This is a genomic window from Pyxidicoccus xibeiensis (genome assembly GCF_024198175.1).
Taxonomy (GTDB): Bacteria; Myxococcota; Myxococcia; order Myxococcales; family Myxococcaceae; genus Myxococcus; species Myxococcus xibeiensis.
This window is the reverse complement of record NZ_JAJVKV010000002.1, coordinates 473,865-486,755: the sequence shown is the minus strand read 5'-3', so window position 1 is coordinate 486,755 and position 12,891 is coordinate 473,865. Positions and strand designations below refer to the sequence as shown.

The window sequence follows — 12,891 nt, the reverse complement described above, 5'->3', positions numbered from 1 at the left end:
TTCAATGGCAAACGCCGCGCCGCGGCAGACTCGGGAGCGCTTCGGGGGCGCCTGCTTCACCAACGGAGAGGGAACAACCGCCGGCGGGCAGTGAGCCGCCCGCCGACGGACGCGCTATCAGAACTCGGCGAGAACGGGGATCGGGCCGCAACCACGGGGACCGCCACGAACCTTGGTCTTGATCTGCATGTCGTGCTCCTGGTGTGAGTGCTACGTGAGCTCCAGCACGCGGAGGAGCAAGTCCTCCACGCGTTGAAGCAGGCAGCATCCAAGCAACGACCTGCGGCGCGTTCAAGCATGTGGCAGGTAGGTCCGCGCTGAGGGACCCGCGGAGCGCCGGGACAACGTAGGGCGTCACCGCTCAGAAGAGGATGACGCCGCGGGCATTCACCCCGCTCTTCATGTCGGCGAACGCCGCGTCGAGCTGGTTGAGTGAGTAGGTGGTCGTCACCAGCTCGTCGAGCTTCAGCTTCCCCTGCGTGTAGAGGTCGAGCAGCCGCGGCATGTCCTTGTGGACGTCGGCGGTGCCGAACCAGGAGCCGAGCAGCCGCTTCTCGAACAGGGGCAGCACGAAGACGTTCAGGCTGATCTGCTCCTTCACGCTCCCCACGCCGACGACGACACAGGTGCCCGCCTTGCGCGTGGAGAGGTACGCCTGCTCGATGGTCTCCTTCCGGCCGACGGCCTCGTACGCGTAGTCCACGCCCCGGCCGCGCGTCAGCTCGCGGATGGCGGCCGTCACGTCCTTGCCGTTCGCGTCCACCACGTCCGTGGCGCCGAACGTCTTCGCGAACTCCAGCTTCCGGGGGTGGACGTCCACCGCGATGATGCGCTCGGCCCCGGCAATCACCGCGCCCTGGATGATGTTGAGCCCCACGCCTCCGGCGCCGAACACCGCCACCGTGGCACCCGGCGGCATCTGGGCCGTGTTGAACACCGCGCCCACGCCCGTCGTCACCGCGCAGCCAATCAGCGCGGCCTTGTCCAGCGGCGCGTCCGGAGGCAGCCGCACCGCCGCGCGCGCGGGCACCACCGCGTACTCCGCCAGGGCGCCCAGCGCGGAGAAGACGTTGAGCTCCTTCTCGTCCTTGCGAAGCCGGGTGCTCCCGTCCGGCATGCGGTTGGTGGCGTTGATCTTCTCGCCCAGCTCACACAGGTTCGGGCGCTGGATGCGGCAGTAGTAACATTCGCCGCACTGGGCGACCCACGAGAGGACGACCTTGTCGCCCTTCTTCACGTGGGTGACCTCCTCGCCGACCTCCTCGACGATGCCGGCGCCCTCGTGGCCCAGCACGCATGGGAGCTTCATCTTCACGGTGCCGTTCAGCACGGACAGGTCCGTGTGGCACACGCCGCACGCGGACATGCGGACCAGCACCTCGCGCGCCTGCGGCGGGGAGAACTGGATGTCGTCGACGGTCAGCACGTCCTTCTCGAAACACACAGCAGCCTTCATGGTGGCTTGCTCCAGGTGCATTGAGGAACAGCAGAGGGTCCGACTACGCGCGGCGGGCGAAGCTCAGAGCTGCATCGCCTTGTGCTCCAGGAACTCTTCCAGCCCGTACCGGCCGAACTCGCGGCCATGGCCGGACTGCCGGTAGCCACCGAACGGCGCCAGCGGGTTGAAGCGGCCGCCGTTGATGTCCACCTGGCCGGTGCGCATCCGGCGGGCGACCCGCTTCGCGCGCTCCACGTCGTTGGACCACACGCCGCCCGACAGGCCGTAGACGGTGCTGTTGGCGATGCGGATGGCGTCGTCCTCGTCCTCGTAGGGCATGACGACCAGGACGGGGCCGAAGATCTCCTCCTGGGCAATGGTCATCTCCGGCGTGACGCCCGCGAACACCGTGGGCTTCACGTAGTAGCCCTTCGTGAGTCCCTCGGGCTGCTCCGGCCCACCGGCGACGAGCCGGGCGCCCTCGCGGACGCCCTGCAGGATGTACTCGCGGACTCGCGCGCGCTGAGTGTCGGAGATGAGGGGCCCGAGCTTCGCCTCGCCCTTGAACGGGTCGCCCACGGTGAAGCCGGCGGCCAACTCGGCCGCGAGCTGCGAGGCCTCCTCATGGAGCGAGCGGGGCACGAGCATGCGCGTGTGCGCGGAGCAGGTCTGCCCGGAGTTGAGGAAGCAGTTGCTGACCACCCGCTTCACGGCGTTCTTGAGATTCACGTCGTCCAGGAGGATGGAGGCCGACTTGCCGCCCAGTTCCAGGGCCACCCGCTTGATGGTGGCGGAGGCCAGCTCCGACACCCGGCGCCCCGCGCGCGTGGAGCCCGTGAAGGACACCATGTCCACGTCGGGGTGTCGCACCAGCGCCTCGCCCACGATGGGGCCCGTGCCCGAGACGAGGTTGAAGACGCCCGCCGGGACACCTGCCTCATGAACAATCTCCGCCAGCATGAAGGCGTTGAGCGGTGCGACCTCGCTGGGCTTGAGGACGACGGTGCAGCCCGCGGCCAGCGCCGGGGCCACCTTGGCGATGATTTGATGGAGCGGATAGTTCCAGGGGGTGATGCAGACCACGACCCCCACCGGCTCGCGCACCACCAGCGAGTTCCCCACCTGCTCCTCGAAGGAGTACTCCTGGAGGAGCTGCACATAGGTGCCCGTCACGGTGATGGGCGTGCCGACCTGGATGGGCTTCGCCAGGGCGAGGGGCATGCCCAGCTCGCCGGTAATCGTCCTGGCCAGCTCGTCCTGCCGCGCCGTCAGTCCCTGCTGGAGCCGCTGCAGCACCTGCGCGCGCTCGGCGGCGGGCCGGGTGGACCAGGCCTCGAAGGCCTTACGGGCCGCACGCACCGCGAGGTCCGCGTCCTGCGCGGTGCCCTCGGGGATACGGCCGATGACCTCCTCGGTGGACGCGGACAGCACGTCGATATGCCCCGAGCCTCGGGGCGCCACCCACTCACCGTTGATGTAGAGCTTGTCGAAGTTCTGCATGGTTTCTCCCGAAGGCGAAGGAGGGCCTGAAGTCAGACCCGCTCCAGGATGGCGGCGATGCCCTGCCCCACCCCGATGCACATGGTGACGAGCGCGTACCGGCCACCGCTCACCTGGAGCTGCCGCGCGGCCGTCAGCGCCAGGCGGGCCCCCGAGGCGCCCAGCGGGTGACCGACGGCGATGGCGCCTCCGTTCGGATTCACCCGGCTGTCGTCCTCGCTCACTTCCAGCAGCTTGAGGCAGCCGAGCACCTGGACGGCGAAGGCCTCGTTGACCTCGATGACGTCCATGTCCGCGAGCGTCAGCCCCGCCCGCTCCAGCGCCTTGCGCGAGGCAGGCACCGGCCCCAGCCCCATGGTGCGCGGCGGCACCCCGGCGACGGCGGCGGAGACGATGCGTGCCAGCGGCTTGCACCCGGCCCGCTCCCCCACGCCCAGCGTCCCGACGAGCAGGGCCGCGGCCCCGTCGTTGATGCCGGAGGCACTGCCCGCGGTGACGACGCCGTCCTCGGCCAGCGGCTTCAGCGCCATCAGCTTGTCGAGCGTGGTCTCCGGGCGCGGATGCTCGTCCACCGCCACCGTGGTGACCGCGCCCCGCCGGCCCGGGAGCTCCACCGGCACCAGCTCGCCGGAGAAGAACCCACGGGCCAGGGCGGCGGCGTACTTCTGCTGGGAGCGCAGGGCGAAGCGGTCGCTCGGCTCGCGTCCGATGCCCAGGTCGCGGGCGACGTTGTCCGCCGTCTCCGGCATGGTGTCGCCGCCGAAGCGGGCGACGAGGTGCGGGTTGGGAAACCGCGCGCCCATCGTCGTGTCGTAGATGCGGGCGTCGCGGCTGTAGGCGGACTCGGCCTTGGCCATGGCGAAGGGCGCGCGGCTCATGCTCTCCACGCCGCCCGCGACGAACAGCTCCCCCTGCCCCGCCGTGGCCGCCCGGGCCGCGTCCAGCACCGCCGCCAGCCCGCTGCCACAGAGGCGGTTGACCGTCACGCCACCGACCTCGATGGGCAGTCCGGACAGCAGCGCCGCATGGCGGGCCACGTTGCGGCTGTCCTCACCGGCCTGGTTGGTGCAGCCGATGACCACGTCCTCGACGTCACCGGGCTCGAAGGGACCCCGGGCGAGCAGCGCCTTGATGACGCCGGCGAGCAGGTCATCGGGCCGCACTGGCGCCAGTGCGCCGGCGTGACGGCCGAAGGGGGTGCGCAGACCATCGTAGATGAAGGCACTCATGAGGTTCAGCGCTCCGGGGTGAGGAGGGACACGCCGAGCCGGGCCCGGCGGGACAACCAGGGACTGGCGCGGTAGCGAGGATCGCCAGAGGCGGCGTGCATGGCGTCCAGCGCCTTGAGCAACCGCCGGGGGCCGATGGCATCGCCCCAGGCCAGCGGGCCTCGGGGGTACCCGAGGCCGAGCGTGACGGCGGCGTCGATGTCCTCCGGGCTGGCGATGCGCTGCTGGGCGATGTCGCAGGCGATGTTGACGATGGTGGCGAGCACGCGCTGCGCGACGAAGCCCGTGCTGTCGTGGATGCGGGACACCGCCGTGCCATCCGCCGAGAGCAGGGCCAGCGCCGAGTCCAGGAACGCGGGCCGCGTCACCGGAGTGCTCATCACCGTGCGGCGGCGCTCGGGCCCCAGCAACAGGTCCACGGCCACCGTGCGCTCGGCGTCCACCCCGAGCATCAGCGCGGTGGTGGTGGCATCGCGGCCCAGCGGAGCGACGAGGCACAGCGACTCCGGACCGGGTCGCTCCCCGTCATCGAGGGACCAGCCCGCGCCGGGCACCAGGGACAGCAGCGTGTCTCGCCAGCCCGCCTCATCGGCGGCGACCCACACCGGCCGGCGCTCGCCCTTCGGCACCGAGGGCGCGGGGACGGGGTGCTGCTTGCCACCTTCGTATGCGTAGAACCCGTGGCCGCTCTTCCGGCCGAGCAGCCCCGCGGTGAGCCGCTGGCGCAGCACGTAGGACGGGCGGAATCGGGGCTCCTGGTAGAACTGCTCGTAGACGGACTCCATCACCGGGTGTGAGACATCGAGCCCCGTGAGGTCCAGCAGCTCGAAGGGCCCCATCCGGAACCCAGCGGCCTCGCGCAGGATGCGGTCGACTTCGTCGAACGAAGCAATGCCCTCCTGGAGGATGCGCAGCGCCTCCGTCCCGAAGCCGCGCCCGGCGTGGTTGACGATGAAGCCCGGCGTGTCCGCTGCACGCACCGGGCGGTGCCCCATCCGCTGAGCGAGCGCGACCAGCTTCTCGCCGACCCATGGCTCGGTGCGCGCGCCCTCGATGACCTCCACCACCTTCATCAACGGCACCGGGTTGAAGAAGTGGAAGCCGCCCACCCGGCCGGGGCGCTCGCACGCGGAGGCGATGGCCGTCACGGAGAGCGACGAGGTGTTGGTGGCCAGGAGGCAGTCGGGCCCGACGATTCCCTCGATGCGCGCGAACAGCTCCTGCTTCGCCGAGAGGTCCTCGACGATGGCCTCCACGACGACGTGGCAGCCAGCGAGCGCCGCTTCACTGGGGATGGGCTGGAGCCGGCCCGTCGCCTCGCGCGCTTCCTCGGGAGACATGCGCCCCTTGGTCGCCAGCGAGCTGAACATCGCGCCGACGGCCTCGCGCGCTTCCTCCGCGGCGCCAGGACGGGTGTCGAACAGACGCACTGCAATGCCAGCCTGGGCAGCGAGCTGCGCGATTCCCCGGCCCATGATGCCGGTGCCGACGACGCCCAGGATGAGCTCAGTCTCAGCCATGCGGGTTTTCCCTAATTTCGCTGTGCGAAATTGAGTTTCGCAAACGCTTGACCCGTAAATACCGTCTGCCTATCGTTCTGGCAATCCCGCTCTTTCAGGATGGCCATGCCCCGCTTCTCCCCCCTCTCGTCCCCTCCGAATGAAGTCGGCGCCGCCTACGTGGAGTCCCTGGAGCAGATAGGCGAGGAGGAGGTGAAGGACCGGCAGTTCGTGACAGCGCTGGCCCGCGGGCTGGAGATCCTGCGTGCCTTCACGCCGCAGCGGCCGATGCTGGGGAACCAGGAGCTGGCGGCCAGCACGGGGCTGCCAAAGCCAACCATCTCCCGGCTGACCCACACGCTGACGCGGCTGGGCTACCTCAACTACTCGGAGCGGCGCGGGAAGTATCAGCTGAGCACGCGGGTGCTGGCGCTCGGCTTCGCGGCGCTCTCCAACATGGGCGTGCGCGACGTGGCCCGGCCGCTCATGCAGGAGTTGGCGGACTACGCCAACGTCCCGGTGTCCCTGGGGAGCAGGGACAGACTGAACATCGTCTACGTCGAGCACTGCCGCTCCACCGCCGCGGTGACGCTGCGGCTGGACGTCGGCTCGCGGCTCCCGATGGCCACCACGGCCATGGGACGCGCGCTGCTCGCCGCCCTGCCCGAGGGGGAGCGGCGCTACCTGATGGGCCACATGGCGAAGCGCGAGCCGGAGAAGTGGCCGCGCATCCAGGCGGGCATCGAGCAGGCGCTCGACGAGTACCACACGCACGGCTTCACCCTGTCCATCGGTGACTGGGACCGGGACGTGAATGCGGTGGGCGTGCCCCTCATCTCTCCGGACGGAAGCGGCATCCTGGCCTTCAACTGTGGGGGCCCGTCGTTCCTGCTCCCCCGCCAGCGGCTGCTGCTCGACGTGGGCCCCCGCCTGGTGAACCTGGTTCGCAATGTGGAAGCGGCCCTGCTGCGGCGCTGACGAGGAAACACATCCATGGCCTGTGATGATGAGACGCTCGCCCAGCTGCTCTCCACGCTGGACCGCTTCGTGAAGGAGCGGCTGGTGCCCAACGAGCACCGCGTCGCGGACGACGACGCCATCCCCAGGGACATCGTCGGGGAGATGCGCGACCTGGGACTGTTCGGGCTGTCGACACCGACGGACTACGGCGGCATCGGCCTGAACATGAGCCAGGAGGTGCAGGTGGCCTTCGTGCTCGGGCAGACGTCGCCCGCGTTCCGCTCGCTGATTGGCACGAACAACGGGATTGGCTCGCAGGGCATCATCCTGGACGGGACGGAGGAGCAGAAGCGCAAGTACCTGCCCCGCCTGGCGTCCGGAGAGATTGTCGGCGCCTTCGCGCTGACGGAGCCCAACGCGGGCTCGGACGCCTCGGCGCTGAGCACCACGGCCCGGCGTGAGGGCGACCACTACGTGCTCAACGGCACCAAGCGCTACATCACCAACGCGCCGGAGGCCGGGCTGTTCACGGTGATGGCGAGGACGAACACCGAGGACAAGGGCGCCAGCGGCATCTCCGCCTTCCTCGTGGAGGCGGGCACGCCGGGCCTGCACATCGGTCCGGTGGACCGGAAGATGGGCCAGAAGGGCACGCACACCGCCGACGTGATGTTCGAGGACTGCCGCGTGCCGGCGACCCAGCTCCTGGGAGGCAGGGAAGGCCAGGGCTTCAAGACGGCGATGAAGGTGTTGGACAGGGGCCGGCTGCACATCGCGGCCGTCTGCGTCGGCGTCTCCGAGCGCCTCATCCGCGAGAGCCTGCGGTATGCGATGGAGCGGCAGCAGTTCGGCAAGCCGATTGCCGAGTTCCAGCTCATCCAGGCCATGCTGGCCGACAGCCGGATGGAGGCCTACGCCGCGCGCTGCATGGTCCTGGACGCGGCGCACAAGCGCGACCAGGGGCAGAACATCAGCACCGAGGCCTCCTGCTGCAAGCTGTTCGCGAGCGAGATGGTGGGCCGCGTGGCGGACCGGGCGGTGCAGATCTTCGGTGGCGCGGGCTACATCGCGGACTACGGCATCGAGCGCTTCTACCGGGACGTGCGCCTGTTCCGGCTGTATGAGGGCACCAGCCAGATTCAGCAGCTCGTCATCGCGCGCAACATGATGCGCGAGGCGACCTGAGCCGCCCTCCCCTCCCCTACTGGAGAGACCCCATGTACGTCGCCCTCGGAGTCGCCGCCGGCATCGCCATCCCCGTGCTCGCCCTGCGGCAGTGGCTGCTGCACAGAGAGTGTGAGCCGGCCAAGGCGGAGCCCTTCGAAGGGGACGTGTACCGAGTCGGCAAGGCGGCCATCGCCGAGCGGCGCGTCGAGAACCCGAAGGCCACGGTCATCTGCATGCACGGCTTCGTCTCCGACATGCGGTACTTCACGCACCACTACACCGACCCGGACCTCCAGCTCATCCTGCTGACGAGCTGCGACTACCACATCCCCATCACCAACCCGCGGTACAAGGACGCCCCCTGGGCGAAGGTGCCGACGGAGCGGGAAGGCACCATCTCCTACGACGCCGCGGTGCTGGTGCAGGCGCTGGAGCACCTGCCGAGGACGGACACCATCCGGGTGCATGGCCACTCGCGAGGAGGCGCCGTCATCCTGGAGGCCGCGTCGATGCGGCCCGACCTGTTCAAGCGCGTGGAGGTGGTGCTGGAGGCACCGGTGCTGCCCCAGGCGAAGCCCTACGCGAGCACCTCGGCCGTGCAGCTCTGGCTGCTGTCCTTCTTCGTGCCGCTGTGGCGCAGGGAGCCCATCTCGAAGCGCAACCGGGGTGCCTGGGGCCCGCTGGAGAACGAGCGGAAGAAGGAACTCATCATGGCCTTCCCGTTCAACCCGAAGCGGGTGGCCACGATGGCGGCCAACCTGCAAGGAATTGGTCACTGGATGATGGGGCGCGACACGTCCCTCTACCGGAACCTCGTGCGTGGCACGGTGATTGTGCCTGGGAAGGACCGGGTACTGGACACGCACTCCATGCTGGAGAGCGCCCGAAAGGCGGAGCCGACGCTGAACGTGGTTCAGCTGGATGGGTGCAGCCACTTCCCGCTGTGGGACCGACCCGAGTCGATTCCGCCGCTGGAGCGCACGACGGGGCACGCCGCCGCGCGCGGGTGAGCGAGCGACGAGCCTCGCGACGCTCTTGGCACGGGAGACTCCGGACAGGGCGCTGCGAGTCCCTTCGCAACGCCCACGGCACGGTGAACGGGCTCTTGGTAGGGCATAGGGCGCGGCGGAGCCCCGCTCCTCGTCACGGACCGAGCCGCTGCGGGGCGCTCAGGAGCAGGACGTGCCTTTGCCCGAGAGGGTGCCGCTCGTGCGCATCGTCGCGGCGTAGATGCGCCACGAAGAGGAGCCGCCGAAGCTCCAGCTCAGCGTCGGGCCCATGCCGAGGCCAATCGCCGAGCCATAGGCGATGTAGAAGCCGCCGCCCGACTCGTAGGACACGTACTGCGTCTCGATGGTGCCCGAGCCCGCCCAGTTGCTGGTCAGCCCCTGGCCCCGGGTGCAGGTGTAGCTCGGCGCGGGCGCGTACTGGTTGACGTTTCCAGAGGACGCCATGGCGCTGGAGTCGCCCGAGCCCATCGCCTCCGGGCCCCGCTCACACGAGCGGTACGTCTCCGTGGCGAGGAAGGGCTCATGGCCCGGGGCCGACACCTCGGACTGCACCGTCCGCACCGTGCACCGGCCCAGCGACGCGTGCTGCTCTTCCTGCTCCTGGACACGGATGACTTTCAGCTGCGCGACGATGGGGTTCTCCTTCGAGCCCGGCGCGCCCGCGGCCACCCTCTCCGGGCCCTCCGGCGACACGCCCGCCTCCAGCCCCTCGCCGCATCCCACCCCGGCCAGGACGACGCTGGACACCACCAGGAAGCCAATCCGCTTGTGCATGAGCGTTCCTCCAACTGGAGCGCGCCCCGTCATGGGACGCCGCTCCAGCAAGGATAGGCCAGAACCGACGAATACTGGTAAAACATGGAAAACAACTTTAAAAGTTCAACCTGCCAGGAACGAGTTGGCAGCTCGTTCGCAATCTACATTGAGTTTCTTTTGCTGGTTTCGGCGCACTCCGCGGCGAGCGACGGAGGCCGCGCCGAAAGGGAGGCCGTAGGCCCCGGCGGTGGTAGTCTCCGCGCCGCTCATGCTCATCAAGCGCCGACTCAAGGAGCTGCTGGCCCAGGGACTGGTCAACGGAGGCCGCCGGCTCGGGCTGCTCGATGACCCTCGGATGTTCCAGGTCTTCGAGCGGAGCGGCTACCACGTCACGCCGAACCACTTCTATCAGCCCATCCCCGACACGGGCTCGCTGCCGGAGTCGCTCTGGGGCGCGCGCTCGGAGATGGTGGGCGTGGACCTGCGCGCCTCGAGTCAGCTCGAGCTGCTGGAGCGCATCTCCGCGAAGTACCGCGACGAGTACACGGCGTTTCCGCGCGGTCCCACGGGCGCGCCGCATGAGTACCACCTGGACAACAGCGCGTTCGGGACGGTGGACGCGGAGCTGCTGTACTGCCTCGTGCGGGAGCTCAGGCCGCGCCGGCTCTTCGAGATTGGCTCGGGCTGGTCCACGCGGCTGGCCGCCCAGGCGTGCCGGATGAACGCGTCACAGGGCGCGCCCGCGTGTGAGCTGGTGGCGTTCGAGCCGTATCCGAGCGACGTGCTGCGCGCGGGCTTCCCCGGGCTGACGCGCCTGGAGCCGGTGAAGGCGCAGGACATCCCGTTGTCGGAGGTGGCGAGGCTGGAGGAGAACGACATCCTCTTCATCGACTCCAGCCATGTGCTGAAGGTGGGCAGTGATGTCCAGGTGGAGTTCCTGGAGCTGCTGCCCCGACTGAAGAAGGGCGTGGTGGTGCACATCCACGACATCTTCCTGCCAGCGGAGTATCCGCGGGACTGGGTGCTGGAGCACCGCCGCTTCTGGACGGAGCAGTACCTGCTCCAGGCGTTCCTGTCCTTCAACGACAGCTTCGAGGTGCTCTGGGGCAGCAGCTTCATGCACCTGACGCAACCGGAGCGGCTCCGTCAGGCCTTCCCCTCCTACCGGGGCGCTCCCGTGGACTGGCCCGGCAGCTTCTGGATTCGCCGGGTGAAGTGAGTCGCGCTGCCGTCTAAGTGGATTCACTTAGCACCCCCACCACAAGCATTGAAATTCATTGAAAGCCCCGAGGGGCTCGGTAATCCCTTACGCACGCCGAGTGAAAAACTCCGCCCGATACAAAACCATGCCAAACCGCGTTAAAGCGGATGTTTTATAATTTCGCGAATACTCCGTTGACTGCGAAGGAGGTCTCGCGTATTTCGTCTGTCCATTCCCGCAACCTCTTCCCGCGCTCGCCTCCTATGATGCGAGCCATTGCCGAGGTGTCACATGGTGACTGTCGAGCTGGACATCTTCTCGGGACGTCCCAACCCGAAGTGGACGCTGTCAGAGAGGGAAGTGCGGCAGCTGGCCGAGCGCATCCGCGCGGACCCCTCGCTGCTGTTGCCGCTCGACGCCGACACGGGCGGCCTGGGCTACCGCGGCTTCGTCCTGCGCGCGGAGGACACCGGGGCGGTCGATGACTGGAAGCGCCTCGGGCTGCCGTCGACGGTGCGCCTGGGTGGGCGCTTCCAGCCGGAGGCCGCGGAGAGCGCCGCGTTCCTGCTGCACACGGCGGAGAGCGCGCGGCTGGACCTGAAGGACCCGGGGCCGGTGCTGGGCGCGGCGGAGCAGACCATCATCGAGACGATGGACCTGCAGGGCCTCGCCCCCTCCTACTGCTACCCCGCGGCCCTCTCCAGCGACACCGACTTCACGTTCTGGAACGGCGCGTCGTACATGCGGTACAACAACTGCTACAACTTCGCGAGCAACTACCGCAGCAACACGTTCGCGCAGCCGGGCCGCGCCGCCGGGCAGATGTACACCGCCATCGACTGTACCAACGTGGGTGCCGCGGCGCTGCGTGACGGCTGGCTCACGACCTGCCGCTCGGACGCCAACTACAACGTCTGCCTCGTCATCTGGCCGGGCTACGACTACCACTGGTACCGGTTCTGCGCGAACAACCACTGGTGCCACAAGCCGGGCCAGACGGCGGCGCGCAACACCGACAACTCGAACCAGCTCATCACGAACCCCGAGACGTGCAACCGCGGCGGCTACACCATCTTCTGCGGCTACTACCGGGGCTTCAACCTGGTCGTGTCGTGAGGCCATCACCTCCCTTCCTGGGGCTTGCCCTGGGGCTGGGAGTGATGGCAGCCCTGGCGTGCTCCACGGGTGGAGAGCCCCCCACCCCCACGCCCGCGAGCATGGAAGAGAGGGAGGCCTTGACCCAGGCGCGAGCCAGTGTGGACATCTTCAGCGGCCGGGAGGCGCCCACGTGGGCGCTGTCGGCCGAGGACGCGCGCGCGCTGCGCCAGTCCGTCCAGGCGCTGCCGAAGGGCTCTCGGCCCATCCCCGACGTGGGGCTGGGCTACCGGGGCTTCACGGTGACGTGGGCGGACGGTGCCCAGGCGCGGGCGTACACGGATGTCATCGAGTACACCGAGGCCGGGCGCACCGTGCTGCTCGAGGACTCGGGACGGAAGGTGGAGCAGCGGCTGCTGGCCGGAGCCAGGCCCCACCTGGCGCCGGAGCTGTTCACGACCGTGGAATCGCAGGTGCAGTCAGCCAAGCCATGAGACCTGTCGGCGGGCGCTGCCGGCCCGCCGTGAGATGTTCCAAGCGAAGGAGAGAGCCATGTCTGGAGACTCGTCGAACCGCCGTAACTTCCTCAAGGCGATGGGCCTCGCCACCGCCTCCGTGATGGTGCCCGCAGGCTTCGGCGCCAGCGTCGTCAGTGCTGCTCCCGCGGCGGCCCCAGGCCTGGGCGCCCTGGAGCTGTGGCTGCTCGACACCGGCGCGAGCACGCTGGACGCCGGCCTGTACGGGGTGGCGCGCCAGGACCTGATGACCTCCCTCGCCGCGCGCAGCTAGGCGCCGCGCCGCGGAGGTGACACCGCGCGCCGGGTGGCCGTGTCCTCTCTGGAGAGGGCATGGTCACCCGTGCGCGCATTCCGTGCTTTCGCGTGCGGCCTCGCCTGGCCAGGGAAATCTTCGAGAAACCCAGGCAAGGATTCGGACGGTGCGCGTCTCTTCCGTGAGCCAAGAGCTGACGCACGGTGCGTAATGGCAATTGATACTCCGCGTAAAGTCTGATATTGGCAATCCACTCTACTTACCC

12 protein-coding genes are annotated in these 12,891 nt (G+C 69.0%); 7 read left to right on the top strand and 5 right to left on the bottom strand.

Annotated elements, in window-relative coordinates; genetic code table 11:
- Positions 1-361: 361 nt before the first annotated feature.
- From LXT23_RS09985 to LXT23_RS09970, 4 genes are all read right to left on the bottom strand, one after another.
- Positions 362-1,456 (bottom strand): Zn-dependent alcohol dehydrogenase, encoded by a 1,095-nt coding sequence (locus tag LXT23_RS09985; protein ID WP_253979882.1) that lies wholly within the window; start codon positions 1,454-1,456, stop codon positions 362-364.
- Positions 1,457-1,519: 63 nt separating this feature from the next.
- Complete coding sequence (locus tag LXT23_RS09980) at positions 1,520-2,938, bottom strand: aldehyde dehydrogenase family protein (protein WP_253979881.1); 1,419 nt, start codon at positions 2,936-2,938, stop codon at positions 1,520-1,522.
- Positions 2,939-2,970: 32 nt separating this feature from the next.
- Positions 2,971-4,167 (bottom strand): 3-oxoadipyl-CoA thiolase, encoded by a 1,197-nt coding sequence (locus LXT23_RS09975; RefSeq protein ID WP_253979880.1) that lies wholly within the window; start codon positions 4,165-4,167, stop codon positions 2,971-2,973.
- Positions 4,168-4,172: 5 nt separating this feature from the next.
- Positions 4,173-5,687, bottom strand: coding sequence for a 3-hydroxyacyl-CoA dehydrogenase (locus LXT23_RS09970; RefSeq protein WP_253979879.1), 1,515 nt, complete (start codon positions 5,685-5,687; stop codon positions 4,173-4,175).
- Positions 5,688-5,792: 105 nt separating this feature from the next.
- On the opposite strand from LXT23_RS09970, the gene LXT23_RS09965 reads away from it, so the two are divergent.
- The 3 genes from LXT23_RS09965 to LXT23_RS09955 are packed head-to-tail and all read left to right on the top strand — an operon-like array spanning position 5,793 to position 8,803.
- Entirely contained in the window at positions 5,793-6,644 is an 852-nt protein-coding gene (locus LXT23_RS09965) for an IclR family transcriptional regulator (RefSeq protein ID WP_253979878.1), read from the top strand.
- 15 nt (positions 6,645-6,659) lie between these two features.
- Positions 6,660-7,811, top strand: coding sequence for an acyl-CoA dehydrogenase family protein (locus LXT23_RS09960; protein WP_253979877.1), 1,152 nt, complete (start codon positions 6,660-6,662; stop codon positions 7,809-7,811).
- Between the two features lie 32 nt (positions 7,812-7,843).
- Complete coding sequence (locus LXT23_RS09955) at positions 7,844-8,803, top strand: alpha/beta hydrolase (RefSeq protein WP_253979876.1); 960 nt, start codon at positions 7,844-7,846, stop codon at positions 8,801-8,803.
- Between the two features lie 159 nt (positions 8,804-8,962).
- On the opposite strand, the gene LXT23_RS09950 is transcribed toward LXT23_RS09955, so the two are convergent.
- On the bottom strand, positions 8,963-9,577 hold the full coding sequence (locus tag LXT23_RS09950; protein ID WP_253979875.1) for a hypothetical protein: 615 nt from the start codon (positions 9,575-9,577) through the stop codon (positions 8,963-8,965).
- A gap of 250 nt (positions 9,578-9,827) precedes the next feature.
- Here LXT23_RS09950 and LXT23_RS09945 point away from each other — a divergent pair, with 250 nt between their 5' ends.
- The 4 genes from LXT23_RS09945 (at position 9,828) to LXT23_RS09930 (ending at position 12,644) form a co-directional block, all read left to right on the top strand.
- Entirely contained in the window at positions 9,828-10,778 is a 951-nt protein-coding gene (locus LXT23_RS09945; RefSeq protein WP_253979874.1) for a class I SAM-dependent methyltransferase, read from the top strand.
- Positions 10,779-11,051: 273 nt separating this feature from the next.
- Positions 11,052-11,876: a hypothetical protein gene (locus tag LXT23_RS09940; protein ID WP_253979873.1), complete on the top strand. Its 825-nt coding sequence runs from the start codon at positions 11,052-11,054 to the stop codon at positions 11,874-11,876.
- A gap of 119 nt (positions 11,877-11,995) precedes the next feature.
- Entirely contained in the window at positions 11,996-12,349 is a 354-nt protein-coding gene (locus LXT23_RS09935; protein ID WP_253979872.1) for a hypothetical protein, read from the top strand.
- Positions 12,350-12,407: 58 nt separating this feature from the next.
- Positions 12,408-12,644, top strand: a complete 237-nt coding sequence (locus tag LXT23_RS09930; protein WP_253979871.1) for a hypothetical protein — start codon at positions 12,408-12,410, stop codon at positions 12,642-12,644.
- Positions 12,645-12,891 lie beyond the last annotated feature (247 nt).